This window comes from Anabaena sp. CCY 9910, assembly GCF_963920875.1.
GTDB lineage: Bacteria > Cyanobacteriota > Cyanobacteriia > Cyanobacteriales > Nostocaceae > Trichormus > Trichormus variabilis.
This window is the reverse complement of record NZ_CAWUDJ010000012.1, coordinates 100706-123693: the sequence shown is the minus strand read 5'-3', so window position 1 is coordinate 123693 and position 22988 is coordinate 100706. Positions and strand designations below refer to the sequence as shown.

The following is a 22988-nucleotide window of genomic DNA, read 5'->3' as shown; positions in this document are numbered from 1 at the left end:
CGTAGTGCCAATTCTTTTCCTCTACCCTCTTGACACTCCAGTTCACTGGAGGATTCAAGATGAAAGTAGTCTTGAATAAGACTTGATCATTGGAGTCTGCATATGAAGAATAGGACACTCAAGCTACGCGGTATGAGTTGCGCTTCCTGCGCTAAAAGTATTGCAGATACTATCAATTCTGTCCCAGGTGTCAATGAATGTAGCGTCAACTTTGGGACAGAACAAGCAACAGTTAATTATGACCCCAAAAAAACGGATTTACAAGCCATCCAAAACGCAGTGAAAGCAGCAGGTTATTCTGCATCTCCCCTCCAAGAACAAAACTTGATGGCGGGAGACGATGATGAAGAAAAAAGATATCGTCTGCAAGAATCCCTTGATTTGCAGCGAAAGGTAACAGTAGGGGGCATCATAAGTATGGTGCTGGTGATTGGCTCACTACCCATGATGACAGGGTTACACCTGCCTAGCATTCCTACATGGCTGCATAACCCTTGGCTGCAATTAATCCTGACTACTCCTGTACAGTTTTGGTGTGGTTACTCTTTCTACATCAACAGCTGGAAAGCTTTCCAGCGCCATGCTGCCACAATGGATACTCTCATTGTTTTAGGTACAAGTGCAGCATATTTCTATTCCCTATATGCAACTTTATTTCCTAGCTTTTTTATCGCTCAGGGATTGATAGCAGATGTGTATTATGAAACTGCGGCAATTGTCATTACTTTGATTTTGTTGGGGCGACTGTTTGAGAATCGCGCCAAAGGACAAACCTCAGAAGCTATCCGCAAGCTGATCGGTTTACAAGCAAAAACAGCCCGGTTGATTCGCAACGGCCGAGAAGTAGATGTACCAATTGAGGAAGTAGAAATTGGTGATGTGGTGCTGGTTCGTCCTGGGGAAAAGATTCCCGTTGATGGGGAAGTAATTGACGGGAAATCCACAGTTGATGAAGGGATGGTAACTGGGGAAAGTATACCTGTGAAAAAACAACCAGGGGATGAAGTTATAGGTGCAACCATCAATAGAACTGGCAGTTTTCAGTTTCGAGCCACCAGAGTGGGAAAAGACACTGTACTGGCGCAGATTGTCCAACTAGTGCAGCAAGCCCAAGGCTCAAAAGCTCCGATTCAAAGACTAGCAGACCAAGTTACAGGGTGGTTTGTACCGGCGGTAATTGCGATCGCTATTCTCACTTTTATTATTTGGTATAACTTCATGGGTAATATCACCCTGGCATTAATGACCACTGTTGGGGTGTTAATTATCGCTTGTCCTTGTGCTTTGGGTCTAGCCACCCCAACCTCAGTGATGGTAGGTACTGGTAAAGGTGCAGAAAACGGCATTTTAATTAAAGGCGCTGAAAGCCTAGAATTAGCGCACCAAATTCACACAATTGTCTTAGATAAAACCGGCACAATTACCCAAGGTAAACCAACAGTTACGGATTTTGTCACAGTTAACGGTACTGTTAACAGCAACGAAATTAAGCTGATACAATTAGCCGCATCCCTAGAACGCAATTCTGAACATCCCCTTGCAGAAGCAGTTGTGAGATATGCTCAATCTCAGGAAGTCACCTTAGCAGATGTCACAGACTTTGCCGCCGTGGTAGGTAGTGGTGTGCAGGGTATGGTTGCACACCATCTTGTGCAGATTGGTACACAACGCTGGATGGAAGAATTAAGTATTAACACTCAAGCTTTGCAGCCAGACAAAGAACGCTTAGAATATCTGGGTAAAACAGCCGTGTGGTTGGCAGTTGACGGGGAAATTGCCGGATTAATGGGGATTGCTGATGCCATTAAACCCACTTCCGCCCAAGCCGTAAGAGCATTGCAAAAACTTGGTTTAGAAGTTGTTATGCTCACAGGCGACAATCGCCGCACCGCCGCAAGTATCGCCCGTGAGGTGGGGATTAAAAGAGTGTTAGCAGAAGTCCGTCCCGACCAAAAAGCCGCTAAAGTCCAAGCAATACAAGCAGAAGGCAAAATTGTCGCAATGGTTGGTGATGGGATTAATGATGCACCAGCTTTAGCTCAAGCCGATGTGGGAATTGCCATTGGTACAGGTACAGATGTGGCGATCGCTGCCAGTGATATTACCCTGATTTCTGGCGATTTGCAAGCCATAGTTACAGCCATTCAACTCAGCCGCGCCACAATTTACAACATCCGCCAAAACCTATTTTTTGCCTTCATTTACAACGTTGCTGGTATCCCCATCGCCGCCGGGATTCTCTTCCCTATCTTCGGTTGGTTACTTAATCCCATCATCGCCGGTGCAGCAATGGCTTTTAGCTCAGTTTCCGTCGTCACAAATGCTCTGCGTTTACGTAAATTTCAACCTAAAACACCTGCATAAGAGGTTTTTCAACGATGAACAAAACAGCACTCATCGGTAGTATAGCCAGTTTAGGAATTATATTCACAATTGCATCGGGAACAACAAAAAATAAATTATCCGAAATTCATGGTTTAGTAGGGTGCGTCAGTGCCATAGAATCTAACTATACTCAGAAATTATTCATACTGACGCACACTACATTTTGGATATTTTTTTATCTGGAAGTCCCATCTGCTCAAGCAGCAGTACAAACATCACATAAGCCACACTCAGCCCGAACTAATCCATTTCCACCCATTAACCAGCCATTAGGAAACAAGTTAGCCATTACCCTCGGCGGATTAGGGCTAATTGGCTTAGAACTCTGGTGGTTCTTGCTGAGTAAACCCAAATCACAAACAGCAGTTGCCACAGATGAGAATATTCAGCATTGACTGGGGATATGATCCAAGTTGTTGACTCTCTAGTTAGCTGGAGAGTTTAGTATAAGATCAGCAATCATATCTGACCGAAGGTTTGGTAAGTATGTTAGCCCAAACAGAAGCAAAACAAATTGGCGTAGTTGCCAAAGAAAGCGGCGTACCAATTAAAACTATCCGCTACTATGAAGAACTTGGTCTACTCACATCATCAGGCAGAACCGAGGGAGGATTTAGATTATTTAACTCTGATGTTTTGGCAAGACTACACTTTATTAAACGCGCTCAAAGTTTAGGATTAAGCTTGTCAGAAATCAAGGAATTTTTAAACGTCCACGATAGAGGACAATTACCTTGTGAGCATATCAAAATTAAACTAGAAGATAAAGTAAAAGCTATTGATGAACAAATTCAGCAATTACTAATTTTGAGACAAGAATTATCAGGATTACTTTCTGGCTGGGAAATCAAGCCTGATAATTCTCCTACAACTATTTGCCCAATTATTGAAAATTAATTAGATAATGTTGCACTTGTACCTTGACAGTTAACGCGTAAACTCATTTAGTATCCTGCTTGCTTATCGACTATATTGCGTAAAGACTGACCAGTACGGTAACGCTCTAGATTATCGAGAAATAAGGTAGCGATGCGTTCTTTTAATATTGGGGAAATTGCGGATGTATGGGGTGTAATAAAGAGGTTGGGTAAAGACCATAAATGACTTTCGGGTGGTAAAGGTTCAATAGAAACTGTGTCTAATCCTGCACCTCCAATCCAACCTTCGGTGAGGGCTTTAGTTAAGGCTGATTCGTCTACAACTGCACCACGACCGACGTTAATTAAATAAGCATGACTAGGTAGCGATCGCAGTACTTCTTCATCAATTAAGGCTTTAGTTTCTGGTGTCAGAGGTGTGGCTACAACTAGATAGTCAACTTCTGGTAACAATGCGTGCCATTCATTGCCAACAAAGATTTTATCAAAATTAGCTAGAGGTTCAGGGCGACGACGACCACCCCAAACTATCGCCCCAAATGCTTTAAGACGAGATGCGATCGCTTGACCTATATTCCCAGTACCGAGAATTAATACTGTTGATTTTGCTAACTCTGGTAGTACCAACCAGCTTTTTCGCCAAGTGCGTTGATCGTGAGCAGCTTGCAGTTGTCGTAACTGTTTGGCGTGATAAAGAATCAAACTTAAGACAAATTCGGAAATGGGAATTGCATGAACCCCCGCGCCATTGGTGAGGATAATATCATGTTCCAGAAAAATGGGTGTGAGAATGTGATTCACACCAGCACTAGGTGTCTGTTGCCAACGTATTCCAGGAGCAGCCTCTAAAACTTTATGTAAAGTCGTTGGTTTCAATTTAAAGCCGTTGAGGTAAATTTCTGCATCACTAGCATCACCATCAAAATTACCATCACTATCTACCTGCACAAATTTTGTATCTGATGGTAGCCGTGGGGAAATCTCATTAGCAAGCTCTACAGGTAAAATTAGTTTGACCACGGGTTAATCCTTTACGTCAATTGTCAATTCTCCAGAGTTTTACCTGGGCGGTGTTCGCGCTCGTGTACTTCCTTGGTGTTGCCATCAAGTGCAAACAATCGAAGGAACCACTCATAACTACAAGTATTGTACAGCATCTCGATAGATTTACCGTATTATAAAATAATTAAACACAGTGCTTCCTCTCCCCAAGTGCTGGATCACCATTCTCATTTACGAAATACAGAGATTTTTGAGCCAACTAGTTAATTTAAAAAGCAAAAATTAACGCAGACTACAGGTAAAGCAGATACAAATTTTAAGAATAAAAGTATATACCAACCAACTGTCAACCCTGTTACTCGCTCTCTTGGGATGATACACAACGGAATCCAATATGGCAGGTTGAAGTGTCTATTGTTTCTGCGTGGCGGGCGGCTGGACGATAGCGAAAGCAATAATTTTCTGCACAAAGAAAAGATCCACCTTTCAAGACTTTTCTGGGAATACGGATGTCTGAAAAGTTTGGATCAAAACTTTCTTCCAAAGTCCCACCTCTGGGATTGACGGGAATACAACAAGATTTTGGTTTGGATGGGAGAGGTTGTGAACGATACCAATCCATTGTCCATTCCCAAACATTACCCGTCATATCATACAAACCATAGTTATTAGAAGGGTAAGAGCCGACGGGTTCAGGTCGGGGTGGGTGAGATTTGAGGTTTTGCCAAGGAAACTCCCCTTGCCAGATGTTAGCTAATAACTTGTTGTGAGGAAACTCATTACCCCAGACATAAACAGCACTTTCTAAACCACCACGGGCTGCAAATTCCCATTGTGCTTCCGTTGGTAATGCTTTCCCTGCCCATTTTGCATATGCCTCAGCATCCTCGTAAGCAATATGCACAACAGGATAGTTTTCCCGTCCTTTAATTGAACTACCAGACCCTTCAGGATGTCTCCAGTTTGCGCCGGGAACATAATTCCACCAATTACAGGAGTTTAAATCAACTCGATAAGGTGGTTGCTCAAAAACTAACGAGGCAGGTACTAGTAATTCTGGTAAAGCTCCCGGATAATCCTCTGGATTTGGTGAGCGTTCAGCAACGGTAACATATTTAGTTTCCTTAACGAATCGCTGAAACTGTTTATTTGTCACAGCATATTTATCCATCCAGAATCCAGTGACAGTAACGCGCCGAGTGGGTGCTTCTTCTGGGTAATGATCATCTGACCCCATTGTAAATGTACCACCCGGTATCCAAACCATATCTTTGCCTGGTGGTCTGCCTGGAGATTTGGGCTTTGGCGTGGCGATGGCGTTCCGCCCACCGTAGGTGATCGCTACCTCACTTTGTCTGTGCTGTTTCATGAACTGTCAACTAACGTAATTAACCCAAACTGGAAAGAGGGAGTAGAGGGTATAAATAAAAGAAGAACTGATTTTTCCCTACACTCCCATTTCTTAAAAGTTAAGATCCATAAGGCAACATTTGCAATTCCCAATGTTGGAATTGGTTGCGTAGTCGTGTAAATACCTGTGCATTACTATCCTTGAGGTCTGTTGTTTCGCCTGGATCAGTTGCTAAGTTAAACAAAGCTTCTTGGTTTCCTCGTCTCCAATACTTCCAGTCGCCGCTTCGCACAGCTCTTTGCCTTGTTGTTAACGCCGCCCCATAACGCCAAAACAAGGTGCGGGAAAACTCTCTGCGATCGCCACGTAGTAAGGGAAGTAAATTTTGACCATCTGGTGGATAGTTGGGGTGGAAACTTGTGCCAGTGGCAGCAAGAATAGTTGCAGTTAAATCAAAAGTGATTATCACTTGATTGCTCACTTGATTAGCTTGAGTCACACCTGGATAGCGAATGATGGCAGGTACTCGTATACCACCTTCATATAAACTAGCCTTTTGCCCCCGGAATGGCCCAAAGTTAGAGAATCTTTCGCCACCATTATCACTGGTAAAAATTACCAAGGTATTATCAGCTTGTCCGCTTGCTTCCAGTGCGTCCAATACCCTGCCAACTCCGTCATCCAAACTCTTGACCATTGCAGCATAGGTTGCTTGTGAACCACCTACTGTATAACCATTAGTCAGATAAAAAGCAGTTGATGCTTGATCATTTGGCCCCTGCCAAGGCCAATGGGGCGCATTGTAGTGCAAACTTAGATAAAATGGGCGAGAGTGTGGACGTTGGATGAATTCAACTGCTCTGTCTGTGAACAAATCTGTAACATACCCAGAACGCTGTACAGGTACATCATTTTCATAGAGATCCAGTATCCGATCTGTACCTGTATGCGTGAAATATTCAATCCCACCGCTTAAGTGTCCAAAATACTCGTCAAAGCCCTTTTGGAGAGGCCCAAAGTTAGGGGGATAACCAGCGTGCCACTTACCAACCAACGCAGTTTCATAACCATTTGCTTTCAGTAGTGAGGCAATGGTGGGTTGATTGGCTGGTATTCCTATATTATTACTAGCTGGTTGCGAACGAGCGCCTAGAGGTTCTCGTAAGCCGACGGGTAATCGCGCTTGATATCGTCCCGTTAAGAAAGCTATCCGTGTAGGAGTGCAAACGGTTTGATTCGCGTAAGCATTAGTGAAACGTACTCCCTGCCGTGCCAGTCTGTCTAGATTAGGAGTCTCGTAATCTGTGCGTCCATAGATGCTCAGGTCGCCCCAACCCATGTCATCAACTAAAATAAACACCACATTTGGGCGGCTAGATTGGGCTGTCGCTCTTGAGAATAAATTGGCACTAGCTGTGGCCATAAGAGTACCAGCAGCAGTCATACCTAAGAACTTACGACGATTCACACCGCCATGTATGTACTGTGTCATTGATTAATCTCCCTTTCGGTATGGAAACTATATGGAGCAGATAAGGTATAAAAGAATACACATGACAAGCTGTTCCCAATTAACTTGTTCACAAGCTTGGGAGGTATAAAGTTTATTTAGTAAATATCTACGGTAATTTGATTGAGATACCGGGTTAATCTTACAGCTAGGAGTATCACACGGCTAGTAAAACAAAGTCAAGCACTTAGATTGTCCAAATTTATTCCTTAAATTTGTGTTAAGGACATCACTAAATATAGGAAGAATTATTTTTACGGTTTATCGGTAGACAAGCTGTACTATAGATGGTAATTTTTACCAAGGATGGAATATTAACTCAAGCATTTACCTAGCAAAGTTCAGCGTATGAAAGCTCTAACTCAAATCAAAAAAGGATCTGCGATCGCTATTGGCTCAATAGGATTAGCGGCAATTGCTACTCTTTCCGTCGCCTCACCCTCTCCAGTCAAAGCTGCAACAGTGCAAGGGTTAGCGTTTTCTGTCTCTAGTGGGCCTGATCCCAACGGATATGGTATTTACTTTAGCTCCAGCACCAGCAATCCATTTAGTAACCCTCCTGGTAAGAATGAAGTTGGTAGCTATTACAACGAAGATATTCGCGGTCTTTCTGAATACAATCTTGCAGGCTTGTCTACTACATCATTAGCGACGGTAAGTTTTAATGTTTTTCAGTCAGGTGGACTGTTTCCTGCTCAAAATGACTTCCCTTTTACGGGAAATATCAAGGTTATTAGCTACCTTGGCAACAACGAGGAAAATCTATATGATTATCAAGCTCCATCCATTGCCGCTATAGAATCTTTTAGTACAGCCAATCTAGCAACTGGAAACACTTTGAGTTTTGATATCACCTCAATTTTCAATAGTGCTATTAATAACGGATATTCCTCTTTAGGTATCCGTTTACAAGTTGATGATGGGACAAATCCAGACGGTGGAGCTTGGACATTTGATAGTTTCCGTTTGACCACAGTTCCCGAACCCAATTCTGTACCAGCATTGATGGTTGTTGTTTTTGGTACTGGGTTCATTCTCAAAACTAGAGTCAAACAAAAATTGGGTGTAATACCTGGTAAACGCCTGTCTTAAAGTCTTATTCTAGTAGGCGGTATAACTTCTTTCTCTGCATCTCAATTGTTTGAGAATAGGTACACAGCACAGAATAGTTAATATCAATAAACTACAAAACTATCCGCTAGTACCAGTTCAATATTAAAACCCTCATTAATTAATTCCGTAATACTATTAAAGTGCTAGTTTAAGGTGCGTTTGCCTTGAGCGATCGCTTTATTTTTCTGCTATGCTTGAGGGTATGAATTTGAACCTAAAAGTTAGCTGCACTGCTAAAGTAGCCTTTTAGCCTCTACAGTTTGCGGTAATCGAACAGGTTCTTGTAAATTAGGAATCGCTAATTCCCAACCGTTGGCTAAAGTGAGGACTTTACCATCAGATCCCTCTGTTTGCTTGACTACTTCTTCTTCTAGGTCTTTTTTGGCAATATAAACCATTAGATTTCCCGCAGAATTCTGGCGCAGCATGATTTTCATTTAATTTCCTCAAAAATTTCTAGTTCTTTTTTGCGACAACCGACAATAAAACCCTTTTCGATAAAATGCACTGCATAGATATAGGAATTTTGCAGAAATGTACCAATACTGACAACATAGCCAACCTCTCCTTTTTTTGCTAATGTTGCCCCAATTTCTTGCCCAGGATAAGTGCCATCGTTACGGATTAGCTTGCGAGTTCTGACTTTTGCGCCAATTTCAAACGCTGGTGGTAAGTCTAGTTCTAATTCATCTGATTGCATAATGCTGAAAGACTTTAAATCTTTGCTGGATATTGATTTATTTGTAAAGTTAATGACGACTACTTATATCAGATAGCTCTGATCATTCCAGTGCATATATTAATTTGTACTCAATTAATATCAATCCCCGTACCATCGGATGTCCCCAGCTAAAAAAAGTTTTTTTCAGGGTAGGGTACGAGAATTTTTTCCTATCAGCAGTGAGTTATTATTTACTGTGGAATCAAGTAGCACCAAGGGTTGGTGGAAGTTCCTATCCTAATTTGTACTCATTGGTTAATGCAGATAACTGCGGTGAAAAGAATTTTCTGTATATCAAGCTACAAGACTCTTAATCTATTACCATTTTGCTAAGAAATAATAAAATTCTGTAGCTACATATACATTAATGAGTAAAAATATAAATATTAAAAGTTCTCTAGCAAATATTTTTGCCGCCTGTATGTTATCTTTGCAATAGAGCAAGTAAACACATCACAGAAGTTGCAATAGTCAATCTGTATATGAAGACACAATTTTATATAAAGTTATTTTAAAATTACTTTTTTAAATCAAGAAAGTGTTATTTTGGATACAGAATCGCATTTTGCTAGAACCCTGGAGTAGCTATTAGTTCACTATTGCAGCTATTTATCTCGAAGCAAAAACAAATGAATAATGCTTTGGGCAGGCGATCGCCAGCTATCTGAGTACATATAGAAAAAACAAAAAAATAGGTCAAAATACACCCGAACTATTGCTAGTATTGGGTCACAGGTGAGTACATAAATACTGACACCCCTTCATCATAAATACTCGTACCCTGGCAGAAAAATACTAGCACCCATACCTAAAAAAATTTTTTCAAATTTCCTGAAACCTTGTGGATTCTGGGTTTCATTTCTTGAGTACAAAATTAATTATTTTAATAAATTCTAAAAAACACTCACAAATTTTTGTTTTCAATTGGCTGCTATAAATAAAAACATCGTATAGCTAAACACCCAAAGCGCTAAACAAACTCGAAAGTTAACGGTGAATAGAAGTTGCGGTTTTAAGCCTAAATTTTCCCCAAATCCCCAACGTGGATAAACTAGCCGAAAGTCAAACCATTTTGGATTTTAGATTTGTGATTCTCGATGGAATCACCAATCCACAATCCAACATCGGTAACGTAGGCAGGTTCTCAGAGACGCGACTTTAATTCCTGGCTGAGATTGAAGTTTCAGCATCTTACCCTAATAGTAGCGAAATTCAATGACACCACCACCTACAGGACTTCTAACATCTGCCACTCCACAAACAAAAACTCAACCCAAATCTAATAGTTGTGGTTGTAGCAGCAAAACAGATACGACAACTGGTTTAGATGAGAAAATCAAGGCGCGGATTGAGAAACATCCTTGTTATAGCGAAGAAGCACACCACCACTATGCACGGATGCACGTTGCTGTAGCACCAGCTTGCAACATCCAATGCAACTATTGTAATCGCAAGTATGACTGTGCAAATGAAAGCCGTCCTGGTGTAGTTAGTGAATTACTCACACCAGAAGAAGCAGCGCACAAAGTCCTGGTGATTGCTGGCAAAATTCCCCAAATGACTGTATTGGGAATTGCCGGGCCTGGAGACCCCCTAGCGAACCCTGAAAAGACTTTCCGCACCTTTGAGTTAATTGCCGAGAAAGCACCAGATATCAAACTTTGCCTGTCAACCAACGGATTAATGCTTCCCGATTACGTCGATCGCATTAAACAACTCAACATTGATCACGTCACCATTACTATTAATATGGTAGACCCAGAAATCGGCACAAAGATTTATCCTTGGGTTCACTATAGACGCAAACGCTATAAAGGCATAGAAGCTGCTCAGATTCTGCACGAAAAGCAGATGGAAGGATTGCAAGCCCTCCAAGAAGCAGACATTCTCTGCAAAGTTAACTCGGTCATGATTCCGGGGATAAATGACGAACACTTAGTAGAAGTTAATCAAGTAATCCGTTCCAAAGGTGCATTCCTGCACAACATCATGCCCTTAATTTCCGCCCCAGAACATGGTACTCACTTCGGTTTGACTGGTCAACGCGGCCCCACAGCTAAAGAACTGAAGCAAATACAAGATAACTGTGCTGGCAATATGAAAATGATGCGCCACTGTCGCCAGTGCCGCGCCGATGCGGTAGGGTTATTAGGTGAAGACCGCAGCCAAGAATTTACTAAAGAAAAATTCATGGAAATGGCTCCAGAATACAACTTGGAGCAACGCCAAGCAGTTCACGCAGGTATTGAAAAATCCCAAAAAGAAATCCAAGTCGTCAAAGAAAAAGTAGTAGAGACATTACAGACAACATCTTTAAACAATAGTCCTAAAATTCTAGTTGCAGTCGCTACTAAAGGCGGTGGCTTAGTTAACCAACACTTTGGTCATGCTAAAGAGTTCATGATTTACGAAGTAGATGGTAGAAATGCTAAATTTGTCAGCCATCGCAAGATTGACCATTATTGCCAAAGTGGATACGGAGAGGAAGCCACTCTCGACAACATTATTCATGCTATCTCTGATTGCAAAGCAGTTTTAGTCTCGAAAATTGGTAACTGTCCTCAAGAACAATTACTCAAAGCCGGTTTACAAACCGTTGAGGCTTACGACGTGATTGAAAAGGTGGCTTTGGAATTTTACGAGCAATGGATTCTAGAGACTAGTAGTTCACCAACCCAAAATTGCTAGGCTAGGGCAAGCAGGGGGAGAAAGAGATTTTTTGTGCTGCTATTAACCTTGCAAAGTTCTCTTGGCAGACTACTAGAGGCTAGGGGCTAGGGACTAGAAAATAATCATTAAAACCCTCTCCTCTGCTCCCCTGCTTCCTCTGCCCCCTCTGCGGTCTTAATGAAAAGTCTTTCAGTGAACACAATATAAATCGAAGCATGAGTGTGATTTATTTAGATAACAATGCCACAACTAAGGTAGATGCAGAAATTCTAGCGGCAATGCTGCCTTACCTCACCGAGTTTTACGGCAATCCTTCATCAATGCACACCTTTGGCGGACAAGTAGGTAAAGCTGTACAACAAGCTAGGGGGCAAGTTGCTTCTTTGTTGGGAGCAGAAGAATCAGAAATTATCTTTACCAGTTGCGGTACTGAGGGCAACAATGCAGCTATCAAGGCAGCTTTAGCAGCACAACCCCAAAAGCGTCATATTATTACTACTCAGGTAGAACACGCAGCCATAATTAATGTCTGCAAACAACTGGAAAAGCAAGATTATACAGTTACCTATTTATCTGTAGATAGTCAGGGACAAATTGATTTGCTGGAACTAGAAGCAGCCTTGACCGGGGATACGGCTTTAGTTTCCACCATGTACGCTAATAATGAAACTGGTGTAGTGTTCCCCATCGAACAGATTGGGTTACGGGCGAAAGATGCAGGCGCTATCTTCCATGTCGATGCAGTGCAAGCGGTGGGGAAAGTTCCTCTCAACCTCAAAACTAGCAGCATTGATATGCTTACCCTCTCCGGTCACAAACTCCATGCACCCAAAGGTATCGGTGCGCTGTATGTCAGACGCGGTGTGAGATTTCGTCCTCTGTTAGTTGGTGGACACCAAGAGCGGGGACGCAGAGCAGGTACAGAGAATGTTCCAGGGATGATTGCCTTGGGTAAAGCGGCGGAATTAGCCCAGATACATTTAAAAGATGTGAAGCGGGAAAAGGCATTACGCGATCGCCTGGAACAAGGTTTGTTATCGGCAATTCCCAATACTGAAGTCAACGGTCATCCTACTTCCAGATTGTCCAACACCAGCAACATCGGTTTCAAATACATCGAAGGCGAAGCGATTCTCCTCTCCCTCAATAAATACGGCATCTGTGCATCTTCTGGTTCTGCCTGTACTTCTGGTTCTTTAGAATCCTCCCACGTTTTACGGGCTATGGGCTTACCCTATACCATTCTCCACGGTTCCATTCGCTTCAGCCTTTCACGTTACACCACTGAAGCAGAGATAGATAAAGTCCTCCAACTCATGCCCCCAATTGTCGAACGTCTGCGGGCTATCTCTCCCTTTAGTAATGACCAAGCTGATTGGTTGCAAGGAAGGGAGGAAGTGTTGGCGCATTGAGGGGGCAGAGGGAGTAGAGGGAGCGGAGGGCGCAGAGGGAGCAGAGGGAGCAGAGGGAGCAGAGGGAGCAGAGGAGGCAGAGGAGGCAGAGGAGGCAGAGGAGGCAGAGGAGGCAGAGGAGGCAGAGGGAGCAGAGGGGCAGAGGAGGGAGTTTCTTTGATAGCCATAACGAATAACAAAACAAATAATTAATACACAATCTAAATTAGTTATGTGGGAATATACAGAGAAGGTATTAGAGCTTTTTTACAATCCTAAAAACCAAGGTGCGATCGCAGATAGTAACGAAGCAGGGGTGGTAGTGGTTTTTGGTGAGGTGGGTAGTATTGCCTGCGGAGATGCTTTGAGACTACACCTGAAGATAGAAGTAGACACTGATAAAATTCTAGATGCTCGTTTTCAGACCTTTGGTTGTACCAGTGCGATCGCTTCTTCCTCGGCTTTGACTGAGTTAGTTAAGGGTTTAACTTTAGATTCAGCTTTAAAAGTTACCAATAAGGAGATTGCTGAATACCTGGGCGGATTACCAGAAGCCAAGATGCACTGTTCGGTAATGGGACAAGAAGCTTTAGAAGCAGCGATTTTCAAATACCGAGGTATTCCTGTAGCTGCTCATGATGATGATGAAGGGGCTTTAGTTTGTCGCTGCTTTGGAATCAGCGAGTCTAAAGTTCGCCGTGTGATTCGGGAAAACAATCTCACCACCGCCGAACAGGTCACAAGTTATATCAAAGCTGGTGGTGGTTGCGGTTCTTGTCTTGCTGATATCGATGACCTCATCTCTGCGGTTATCAAGGAATCAGCACCTGTGGGTACTTACAAATTAAGTACAAAAATTGCCGCTACTACTCAGGAACAATCCCCACGACCGCTAACAACTGTCCAAAAAATTGCCTTGATTCAAAAAGTTTTGGATGAAGAAGTTAGACCACTACTAATTGCTGATGGAGGAGATATCGAACTGTACGATGTGCAAGGAGATAACGTCCAAGTAGTATTGCAAGGTGCTTGTGGTTCATGTCCTAGCAGTACCGCCACCCTCAAAATTGCTGTTGAAGCCAAATTGCAAGAGCGTGTTAGCCACAGCTTGCGAGTAGAAGCAGTTGACCCATTATTCAGTATCAGTAGAGCTAGATAAAAATTTTCACCTAACTAAATAGATGCACAATTTCTCTTTTCTCGTTCCCAACCTTTTAGAGCGTTCACCTCCGGTGGGGCGTAGTTCATCGCCACCAAGGCCGTTCTCAAAAGCGATCGCCTAGTTATTTTAAAGCGATCGCCGCCATCAAACACAAACCATAAAATCCCAACAACGAAAATTATTGCAGGAGAAACTACCATGACTGACAACATTAGACAAATCGCTTTCTACGGTAAAGGTGGTATCGGTAAATCCACAACCTCGCAAAACACGATCGCTGGTCTTGCAGAAATGGGCGAACGCATCATGATTGTCGGATGCGACCCCAAAGCAGACTCCACTCGTTTGATGTTGCACAGCAAAGCTCAAACTACCATTCTCCACTTAGCTGCGGAACGCGGTGCAGTCGAAGATTTAGAACTGGACGAAGTATTATTGACTGGTTATCAAGGCGTTAAGTGTGTCGAGTCTGGCGGCCCCGAACCTGGTGTGGGCTGCGCTGGACGTGGTATCATCACCGCCATTAACTTCTTAGAAGAAAACGGCGCTTATGAAGACCTTGATTTCGTTTCCTACGACGTATTAGGCGACGTTGTTTGTGGTGGTTTCGCCATGCCAATTCGGGAGGGGAAAGCGCAAGAAATCTACATCGTTTGCTCTGGTGAAATGATGGCGATGTATGCAGCAAACAACATTGCTCGCGGTATTTTGAAATATGCTCACTCCGGTGGTGTACGCTTGGGTGGTCTCATCTGCAACAGCCGTAATGTTGACCGAGAAGTCGAATTGATTGAAGCATTGGCTGAAAGACTCAACACCCAGATGATTCACTTTGTACCTCGCAACAACGTAGTACAACACGCAGAACTGCGCCGGATGACAGTAATTGAATACGCTACCGAACATCCCCAAGCCAACGAATACCGCACCTTGGCGAAGAAAATCAAAGAAAATACCAAACTGACCATCCCCACCCCCATCTCAATGGACGAATTGGAAGAACTGCTGGTGGAGTTCGGTATTCTTGGCGGCGAAGAAGAATATCAAAAAGCGATCGCTCAAGACGCAGGCAAAGCAGTAGTAGTCTAATACTCTGTTTCGTAGTGAGGCTGAAACCCTCACTACTCGCCCTTACTTCATGGAACTCCAATAGCAACTTCCTCATCCCCAAAAATTATGTCACCTACCGAATCTTTAAACGAAACAACGCCAGTCGTTGATAAAAAAGAACTTATTCAAGATGTGCTACAAGCCTATCCCGAAAAATCACGTAAAAGACGGGAAAAGCACCTCAACGTTTACGAAGAAGGCAAATCAGATTGCGGCGTTAAATCCAACATCAAATCCGTTCCCGGTACAATGACCACCCGTGGTTGTGCCTACGCAGGTTCTAAAGGTGTGGTTTGGGGGCCAATCAAGGACATGATCCACATCAGCCACGGCCCGGTCGGTTGCGGTTACTACTCCTGGTCTGGTCGTCGTAACTATTACATCGGTACTACTGGCATTGATAGCTTCGGCACGATGCAGTTCACTTCCGATTTCCAAGAACGGGACATTGTATTTGGTGGAGATAAAAAACTCGCTAAACTCATCGATGAAATTGAAGAACTATTCCCCCTCAATCGCGGTATTTCCATACAATCCGAGTGTCCCATCGGTCTAATTGGAGACGACATCGAAGCCGTTGCCAAGAAGAAAGCCAAAGATACTGGCAAAACCGTTGTTCCTGTACGTTGCGAAGGCTTCCGGGGTGTGTCTCAGTCCCTTGGACACCACATTGCTAACGACACCATCCGCGACTGGGTATTCCCCAAAGCCGACAAAGCCAAGAAAGAAGGCACACTCGGATTTGAACCAGGCCCTTACGATGTAGCAATCATCGGTGATTACAACATCGGCGGTGATGCTTGGTCTAGTCGCATCCTCTTAGAAGAAATCGGGTTGCGCGTTGTAGCGCAGTGGTCTGGCGACGGCACACTCCATGAGATGATGCTTACTCCCAGCGTGAAACTGAACTTAGTTCACTGCTATCGCTCCATGAACTACATCGCCCGCCACATGGAAGAAACCTATGGTATTCCCTGGTTAGAATACAACTTCTTCGGCCCCACTCAAATTGCTAAGTCATTACGAGAAATTGCAGCCAAGTTTGACGAAACCATTCAAGCAAAAGCAGAAGAAGTCATCGCTAAGTACGAAGCCCAAACCAAAGCTGTGCTTGACAAGTACCGCTCCCGCTTAGAAGGGAAAACCGTTGCACTCATGGTTGGTGGTCTGCGTCCTCGCCACGTTGTACCAGCCTTTGAAGACCTGGGTATGAAGCTAATTGGTACAGGATACGAATTTGGTCACAACGACGACTACAAACGCACTACCCACTACGTGGAAAACGGCACTCTGATTTACGATGACGTATCTGCTTATGAGTTCGAGCAGTTCGTTAAAGCACTCAATCCCGATTTAATTGCCTCTGGTATTAAAGAGAAGTACGTCTTCCAAAAAATGGCGCTTCCCTTCCGGCAAATGCACTCATGGGATTATTCCGGGCCATACCACGGCTACGACGGATTCGCCATCTTCGCCCGTGACATGGATCTAGCTCTCAACAGCCCCACCTGGAGCTTAATTGGCGCTCCGTGGAAGAAATAATTCAGCCTCTTCCTCTGCCCCCTCTGCTCCCCTGCTCTGATACTCCCCACCCCCCAAACTTGGAGACTACCAATGGCTCAAAATGATGTAAACAAGATTAAGGATCACGCCGAACTTTTTCAACAGCAAGAATATCAAGAATTATTTCAAGCCAAGAAAGAGTTTGAATGTGGACACAACCCCGAAGAAGTTACCCGCATTGCTGAGTGGACAAAGACCTGGGAATACCGCGAAAAGAACTTTGCTCGTCAAGCTTTGACCGTTAACCCAGCAAAAGCTTGTCAACCTCTAGGCTCAATTTTGGCAGCCGTGGGTTTTGAAGGTACACTACCTTTCGTACATGGTTCTCAAGGTTGCGTTGCTTACTTCCGTAGTCACTTAACCCGCCACTTCAAAGAACCGTTTTCTGCTGTATCCTCCTCTATGACAGAAGATGCAGCCGTATTCGGTGGTCTGAAAAACTTGGTTGAAGGTTTAGCAGTTTCCTATAACCTATATAAGCCCAAGATGATCGCTGTTTGTACTACCTGCATGGCAGAGGTAATAGGAGATGACCTGCAAGCTTTTATCAGAACTGCAAAAGAGGAAGGTGCTGTGCCTGAAGACTTCCCAGTTCCTTATGCTCATACCCCCAGCTTTGTAGGTTCCCATATTTTGGGTTACGACAACATGATCAAGGGGATTCTGTCGAATTTGACAGCCGGGAAGAAGAAAGAAACCAGCAACGGCAAAATCAACTTTATTCCAGGATTTGAAACCTATATTGGCAACCTGCGCGAAATTAAACGGATTGCCAATGTGATGGGAATTAACTACACCTTGTTGGCAGATAACTCAGAATACCTGGATTCTCCAAATAACGGGGAATACAATATGTATCCTGGCGGAACTAAGCTAGAGGACGCGGCTGATTCCATCAATGCAGAAGCGACCATTGCCCTGCAAGCTTACGCCACTACTAAAACTCGTGAGTACATCGAACACGAATGGAAGCAAAAGACCTACGTTAACCGTCCAGTCGGGATTCGTGGCACTGATGAATTTCTGATGAAACTATCGGCGTTAACTGGTAAGCCAATTCCCCAAGAATTAGAAGATGAACGCGGACGCGCAGTGGATGCCTTGACCGATTCTCAAGCATGGTTACACGGCAAGCGCGTGGCGATGTATGGCGATCCTGATTTGGTGATTGGTTTGACACAATTCCTGTTAGAACTGGGTGCAGAACCAGTCCACATCGTTGTCAGCAACAGTAACGAACATTTTGAAGCAGAACTGCGGGCATTACTGGACTCTAGCCCCTTTGGTCAAGGTGCTACTATCCACGGTGGACGTGACCTGTGGCACATGAGGTCTTTGCTATTCACCGAACCTGTAGACTTGCTCATCGGTAACTCCTACGGTAAATATCTCTGGCGCGACACCAAAACCCCATTTGTCCGGATTGGCTACCCGATTTTTGACCGCCACCACCTACACCGCTACGCCACCTACGGCTACCAAGGCACAATCAACCTACTCAACTGGATAGTTAACACCATTCTGGATGAGTTGGATCGTAACACCATCATTCCATCTAAGACCGATATTTCCTACGACTTAATTCGATAGTAACTAGGCAGAGGGCATGAGGCATTGGGCATTCCTCCTCTTCCTCCTCTGCCCCCTCTGCTTCCTCTGCTCCCTCTGCCCCCTCTGCTCTCCTTATACATTGCCCGCTATGAGTACCATCATCCACACCCCGGAAAGCTTCAATATTCTCTCCCCCCTACGTCGATGGGTAGATCAAATTCAAGTGTGCGATCGCAATACCGCCCATCTAATTTGCCGCCTCATTCCCTGCTGCTGTCCCTTTGAACGAACCATTACATTCCTGGGACACACCATCCACATCCCCCCACTCTGCAAACTCAATCCCCTCTACGACGAATTTATAGCCTTACGCTTCCGCAGCCTCTCCTACCTCTCTGATGAATGTGGTGAAGATATCACCAGATATATTTGCTGAGGGAGCAGAGGGGGCAGAGGGGGCAGAGGGGGCAGAGGAGGAATAATACTAGCGTTTCATTAGCCAAGGTGAAGGGTTAGTAATCATACTCACTAATCCACTGAGAATTTGATTGTAAGTTGCATATATCTCTCTGCCTGATTCAACATCAAGATAGTTGCACTTAACAGCAAATTCAATCCAAGTCTGAGTTTCAGCAGCTTCAGCCTCACAGTCATTAAGTTTAGCAACAAAAGCTGCCTTATATCGACGCTTTCTCCAAGCCTCAGCCATATTTGCACAAACAGAGCGTGAAGACCGACGAATTTGATCCGTTAATGAATAACGCTCTTCAACAGGAAATTTTTTAGAAAGTTCAAAGATATTCATAGCGGCATCAAATGCCATCTGATAAACCTTCAAATCTTTATGACTTTTAATAGGTTTCTTTTCCATCTTCTTTGCCTCCTCTGCCCCTCTGCTTCCTCCGCTTCCTCTGCTCACTTGATGAGAAGTATTTAACCAAACACAATATTACTCAAACACCAATGAAAATCACCCAAGGCAAAATTAACGAGCTGCTAAGTGAGCCAGGATGCGAACACAATCACCACAAACATGGGCAGAAAAAAAACAAATCCTGTCATCAACAAGCCCAACCTGGTGCAGCACAAGGAGGTTGTGCTTTTGATGGCGCATCAATCGCCCTAGTCCCCATTACTGATGCAGCTCATTTAGTCCACGGGCCGATCGCCTGCTCTGGTAATTCTTGGGGTGGTCGTGGTAGCCTTTCCTCTGGTTCCCATCTCTACAAAATGGGTTTTACAACCGACCTGAGTGAGAATGATATTATCTTCGGTGGGGAAAAGAAGCTGTACAAAGCCATCTTGGAGGTGCAACAACGCTATCAACCTGCGGCAGTTTTTGTCTACTCCACTTGTGTTACAGCATTGATTGGCGATGATTTAGATGCAGTCTGTGAAGCCGCAGCCAAGAAAACAGGTACACCTGTAATCCCTGTGAATTCCCCTGGTTTTATTGGTAGTAAAAACCTTGGTAATCGAGTCGGTGGGGAAGCCTTACTAGAATACGTTATCGGTAGTGCTGAACCAGAATATACAACCCCATTAGATATTAATCTCATTGGTGAGTACAACATTGCAGGCGAATTGTGGGGAGTTCTGCCTTTATTTGAAAAATTAGGTATTCGAGTTCTCGCTAAAATTACGGGTGATGCTAAGTATAAAGAAGTGCAATATGCTCACCGCGCCAAGCTGAATGTGATGATCTGCTCCAAAGCCTTGATTAACGTGGCAAGAAAGATGGAGGAGCGCTATGGCATTCCCTACATTGAAGAATCTTTCTATGGCGTGGATGACATGAATCGCTGTTTGCGGAATATTGCTGCAAAGTTAGGTGATCAAGGTCTGCAAGAGCGAGTAGAACAGTTAATTACCCAAGAAACTGCTGCTTTAGATATTGCTTTGGCTCCCTATCGCGATCGCCTCAAAGGTAAGCGTGTTGTTCTTTATACCGGGGGTGTGAAAAGTTGGTCAATTATTTCGGCGGCTAAAGACTTGGGAATGGAAGTTGTCGCCACTAGCAGCAAGAAAAGCACTGAGGAGGATAAAGCCAAAATTATAGACTTACTGGGCAAAGATGGCATCGTCATGGAAAAAGGCAATGCTCAAGAACTGTTACGAGTAATCGCCCAAACGAAAGCCGATATGCTGATTGCTGGTGGTCGCAATCAATACACGGCCCTGAAAGCGTGTATCCCCTTTTTAGATATTAACCAAGAACGGCATCATCCCTATGCTGGCTATGTGGGTATGGTGGAAATGGCGCGAGAACTGGATGAAGCGCTTTACAGTCCAGTCTGGGCGCAGGTGCGTAAGCCGGCATTGTGGGAAGATGGAGCAGAGGGAGCAGAGGAAGCAGGGGAGCAGAGGGGGAAAACTGTAGTTCAAAATTCGCAAAAGGTGGTTGCGGTTAATCCTTTGAAGCAAAGTCAACCTTTAGGTGCAGCCTTAGCATTTTTAGGATTGAAGGGCGTAATGCCTTTGTTTCACGGTTCTCAGGGTTGTACTGCTTTCGCCAAAGTCATGTTAGTGCGGCATTTTCGGGAAGCCATTCCCCTATCCACCACTGCCATGACTGAAGTTACCACTATCTTGGGTGGCGAAGATAATATTGAGCAAGCAATCTTGACGCTGGTAGAAAAGTCAAAGCCAGAAATTATTGGTTTGTTAACTACCGGACTTACGGAAACCAGAGGGGATGATATGCAAGGCATCCTCAGAAGTATCCGCAAACGCCACCCAGAATTATATGATTTGCCGATTGTATTTGCTTCTACACCTGATTTTAAAGGTGCATTGCAGGATGGTTTTGCCACAGCAGTCGAAAGCATAGTTAAAGAAATTCCCCAACCCGGAGAAACCCGGCTAGACCAAATCAATATTTTGGCAAGTTCTGCGTTTACGTCTGGGGATGTGCAGGAAATTAAAGAGATTGTCTCAGCCTTTGGGCTAAAAGCCATTGTCGTACCTGACCTTTCCGCTTCACTTGATGGTCATTTAGATGATTCTTACAGTGCGGTGACAGGTGGCGGTACAACTTTGGCAGAACTCCGACAAATGGGTAGTTCGGTGTTTACCCTCGCACTAGGCGAAAGTGTGCGGGGTGCAGCCGAGAGTTTGCAACAACGGTTTGGCATACCTTACGAAGTCTTTCCCCAACTGACTGGGTTAGATGCAGTGGATGACTTTTTGCAAGGACTGGTTGATATTAGTGGGAATACAGTCCCAGCCAAATACCGCCACCAACGCCGCCAGTTGCAAGACGCGATGCTGGATACTCACTTTTACTTCGGGCGTAAGCGGGTTTCGTTAGCACTAGAACCGGATTTGCTATGGTCAATAGTTTGGTTTTTGCAATCAATGGGTGCTGAAGTTCAGGCCGCAGTCACAACTACAAAGTCGCCGCTTTTAGAAAAACTGCCAGTGGAAAGCGTCACTATTGGCGATTTGGAAGACTTTGAGCGGTTAGCGGTAGGTTCTGATTTGGTGATTGCTAATTCTCATGGTAAAACCATTTCCCGCCGTCTAGAAACTTCTTTTTATCGTCTTGGTTTTCCTATTTTTGACCGCTTGGGTAATGGACAACGTTGTACTGTGGGCTATCGAGGGACTACACAACTTTTATTTGATATTGGCAATTTATTTCTGGAAGCAGAAGAAGAAAAAGCCAAGCATTAGAAATTTCGTCATTCGTGGAAGATAAATTATGAAAATTGCTTTTGCAACTAATGACCAAATTCATATTAATGCTCATTTTGGTTGGGCTAATAAAATTGATGTTTATGAAGTTTCACCAGATGGGTATCAGTTTCTCAATACTTTGAGGTTTGAGGGCGACCTGAAAGAAGATGGTAACGAGGATAAATTAGTACCTAAACTTGAAGCTTTGGCTGATTGTACGATTGTTTATGTATCAGCAATTGGCGGAAGTGCGGCTGCTCGGTTAATTAAGAAACGAATTACACCAATCAAGGCGCGGTCTGAGGATGACAAAATTACTGACCTTTTGGAACAGTTAGTCAAAACTTTGAAAGGCAGTCCTCCACCTTGGTTGCGGAAAGTCTTACAACAAAAATCATCAAGTTTTGTAGAGGAGGAAGTAGGCGTATGAGTTCAACTGAAATTGTTAATCAATCCATCAGTAGCAAAGCTTTAGAATCTCCATTTGTTCAAGAATTGGTAAGACAAATTCGCGCTCAAGATGCTTATGGATTTTATCGCAATTGGTCGGATGAATTAATTCTCAAACCTTATATTGTCAGCAAGCAAGCTAAACGCCAAATCTCTGTAGAGGGTGATGTTGAATCGGCTACCAAAGCCAGGATTATGTCATTCTATCGGGCGATCGCCTCCCAAATCGAACAGAAAACTGGCTCACTATCCCAGGTGGTTCTTGATTTGAGTCATGAAGGTTTTGGTTGGGTGTTGGTATTCTCTGGTCGGCTGTTGTTAGTATCTAGAACCTTACGTGATGCTCAACGTTTTGGCTTTGATTCGATAGAAAAGTTAGCAGCAGAGGGTGAGAAACTGACACTAAAGGGGATTGAGTTAGCGGAGAAATATACTGAGGTTACTAAGTTGTAA

General features: G+C 43.9%; 21 protein-coding genes. 14 read left to right on the top strand and 7 right to left on the bottom strand.

The window, feature by feature from the left end:
- Nucleotides 1–102: 102 nt before the first annotated feature.
- From ACM5QX_RS12035 to ACM5QX_RS12025, 3 genes are all read left to right on the top strand, one after another.
- The gene (locus tag ACM5QX_RS12035) at nt 103–2364 is read left to right on the top strand and encodes a heavy metal translocating P-type ATPase (protein ID WP_414753709.1); all 2262 of its coding nucleotides are present in this window, start codon (nt 103–105) and stop codon (nt 2362–2364) included.
- Between the two features lie 14 nt (nt 2365–2378).
- The gene (locus ACM5QX_RS12030; RefSeq protein WP_414753708.1) at nt 2379–2780 is read left to right on the top strand and encodes a hypothetical protein; all 402 of its coding nucleotides are present in this window, start codon (nt 2379–2381) and stop codon (nt 2778–2780) included.
- A gap of 91 nt (nt 2781–2871) precedes the next feature.
- Nucleotides 2872–3282: a heavy metal-responsive transcriptional regulator gene (locus ACM5QX_RS12025; protein ID WP_414753707.1), complete on the top strand. Its 411-nt coding sequence runs from the start codon at nt 2872–2874 to the stop codon at nt 3280–3282.
- A 47-nt stretch (nt 3283–3329) separates the two neighbouring features.
- On the opposite strand, the gene ACM5QX_RS12020 is transcribed toward ACM5QX_RS12025, so the two are convergent.
- From ACM5QX_RS12020 to ACM5QX_RS12010, 3 genes are all read right to left on the bottom strand, one after another.
- Nucleotides 3330–4283, bottom strand: a complete 954-nt coding sequence (locus ACM5QX_RS12020; protein ID WP_414753706.1) for a D-2-hydroxyacid dehydrogenase — start codon at nt 4281–4283, stop codon at nt 3330–3332.
- 337 nt (nt 4284–4620) lie between these two features.
- Nucleotides 4621–5634: a formylglycine-generating enzyme family protein gene (locus ACM5QX_RS12015; protein WP_414753705.1), complete on the bottom strand. Its 1014-nt coding sequence runs from the start codon at nt 5632–5634 to the stop codon at nt 4621–4623.
- Between the two features lie 100 nt (nt 5635–5734).
- A complete protein-coding gene (locus ACM5QX_RS12010; RefSeq protein ID WP_414753704.1) occupies nt 5735–7108 on the bottom strand; it encodes a sulfatase in 1374 nt (457 codons plus the stop codon).
- A 366-nt stretch (nt 7109–7474) separates the two neighbouring features.
- On the opposite strand from ACM5QX_RS12010, the gene ACM5QX_RS12005 reads away from it, so the two are divergent.
- Nucleotides 7475–8218 carry a hypothetical protein gene (locus ACM5QX_RS12005; RefSeq protein WP_414753703.1) on the top strand — a complete coding sequence of 248 codons (744 nt, stop codon included), beginning with the start codon at nt 7475–7477 and terminating at the stop codon, nt 8216–8218.
- 254 nt (nt 8219–8472) lie between these two features.
- Here the strand turns inward: ACM5QX_RS12005 and nifT are convergent, their stop codons facing one another.
- Nucleotides 8473–8676, bottom strand: coding sequence for a putative nitrogen fixation protein NifT (gene nifT, locus ACM5QX_RS12000; protein WP_011320922.1), 204 nt, complete (start codon nt 8674–8676; stop codon nt 8473–8475).
- A complete protein-coding gene (locus tag ACM5QX_RS11995; RefSeq protein WP_011320923.1) occupies nt 8673–8939 on the bottom strand; it encodes a nitrogen fixation protein NifZ in 267 nt (88 codons plus the stop codon). The genes nifT and ACM5QX_RS11995 overlap by 4 nt, the downstream gene beginning before the upstream one ends.
- A gap of 1236 nt (nt 8940–10175) precedes the next feature.
- On the opposite strand from ACM5QX_RS11995, the gene nifB reads away from it, so the two are divergent.
- The 3 genes from nifB (at nt 10176) to nifU (ending at nt 14180) form a co-directional block, all read left to right on the top strand.
- The gene (gene nifB, locus ACM5QX_RS11990) at nt 10176–11648 is read left to right on the top strand and encodes a nitrogenase cofactor biosynthesis protein NifB (RefSeq protein WP_414753702.1); all 1473 of its coding nucleotides are present in this window, start codon (nt 10176–10178) and stop codon (nt 11646–11648) included.
- 197 nt (nt 11649–11845) lie between these two features.
- Nucleotides 11846–13042 (top strand): cysteine desulfurase NifS, encoded by a 1197-nt coding sequence (nifS, locus tag ACM5QX_RS11985; RefSeq protein WP_414753700.1) that lies wholly within the window; start codon nt 11846–11848, stop codon nt 13040–13042.
- A 211-nt stretch (nt 13043–13253) separates the two neighbouring features.
- Nucleotides 13254–14180, top strand: a complete 927-nt coding sequence (gene nifU, locus ACM5QX_RS11980) for a Fe-S cluster assembly protein NifU (protein WP_414753699.1) — start codon at nt 13254–13256, stop codon at nt 14178–14180.
- A 14-nt stretch (nt 14181–14194) separates the two neighbouring features.
- On the opposite strand, the gene ACM5QX_RS11975 is transcribed toward nifU, so the two are convergent.
- Nucleotides 14195–14383: a hypothetical protein gene (locus ACM5QX_RS11975; RefSeq protein WP_414753698.1), complete on the bottom strand. Its 189-nt coding sequence runs from the start codon at nt 14381–14383 to the stop codon at nt 14195–14197.
- On the opposite strand from ACM5QX_RS11975, the gene nifH reads away from it, so the two are divergent.
- The 4 genes from nifH (at nt 14382) to ACM5QX_RS11955 (ending at nt 18843) form a co-directional block, all read left to right on the top strand.
- Complete coding sequence (gene nifH / locus ACM5QX_RS11970) at nt 14382–15272, top strand: nitrogenase iron protein (protein ID WP_414753697.1); 891 nt, start codon at nt 14382–14384, stop codon at nt 15270–15272. The two genes, ACM5QX_RS11975 and nifH, sit on opposite strands and share 2 nt — an antisense overlap.
- An 87-nt stretch (nt 15273–15359) precedes the next feature.
- Nucleotides 15360–16835 carry a nitrogenase molybdenum-iron protein alpha chain gene (nifD, locus tag ACM5QX_RS11965; RefSeq protein ID WP_414753696.1) on the top strand — a complete coding sequence of 492 codons (1476 nt, stop codon included), beginning with the start codon at nt 15360–15362 and terminating at the stop codon, nt 16833–16835.
- A 72-nt stretch (nt 16836–16907) separates the two neighbouring features.
- Nucleotides 16908–18446 (top strand): nitrogenase molybdenum-iron protein subunit beta, encoded by a 1539-nt coding sequence (gene nifK, locus ACM5QX_RS11960; RefSeq protein ID WP_414753695.1) that lies wholly within the window; start codon nt 16908–16910, stop codon nt 18444–18446.
- Between the two features lie 109 nt (nt 18447–18555).
- Nucleotides 18556–18843: a Mo-dependent nitrogenase C-terminal domain-containing protein gene (locus tag ACM5QX_RS11955; RefSeq protein ID WP_414753694.1), complete on the top strand. Its 288-nt coding sequence runs from the start codon at nt 18556–18558 to the stop codon at nt 18841–18843.
- Nucleotides 18844–18891: 48 nt separating this feature from the next.
- On the opposite strand, the gene ACM5QX_RS11950 is transcribed toward ACM5QX_RS11955, so the two are convergent.
- Nucleotides 18892–19278 carry a four helix bundle protein gene (locus ACM5QX_RS11950; RefSeq protein WP_414753693.1) on the bottom strand — a complete coding sequence of 129 codons (387 nt, stop codon included), beginning with the start codon at nt 19276–19278 and terminating at the stop codon, nt 18892–18894.
- Nucleotides 19279–19370: 92 nt separating this feature from the next.
- Here ACM5QX_RS11950 and ACM5QX_RS11945 point away from each other — a divergent pair, with 92 nt between their 5' ends.
- The 3 genes from ACM5QX_RS11945 to ACM5QX_RS11935 are packed head-to-tail and all read left to right on the top strand — an operon-like array spanning nt 19371 to nt 22988.
- A complete protein-coding gene (locus tag ACM5QX_RS11945) occupies nt 19371–22082 on the top strand; it encodes a bifunctional nitrogenase iron-molybdenum cofactor biosynthesis protein NifEN (protein ID WP_414753692.1) in 2712 nt (903 codons plus the stop codon).
- Nucleotides 22083–22110: 28 nt separating this feature from the next.
- Nucleotides 22111–22515, top strand: a complete 405-nt coding sequence (nifX, locus tag ACM5QX_RS11940) for a nitrogen fixation protein NifX (RefSeq protein WP_414753691.1) — start codon at nt 22111–22113, stop codon at nt 22513–22515.
- Nucleotides 22512–22988 (top strand): NifX-associated nitrogen fixation protein, encoded by a 477-nt coding sequence (locus tag ACM5QX_RS11935; RefSeq protein WP_414753690.1) that lies wholly within the window; start codon nt 22512–22514, stop codon nt 22986–22988. Before nifX ends, ACM5QX_RS11935 begins: the two co-directional genes overlap by 4 nt.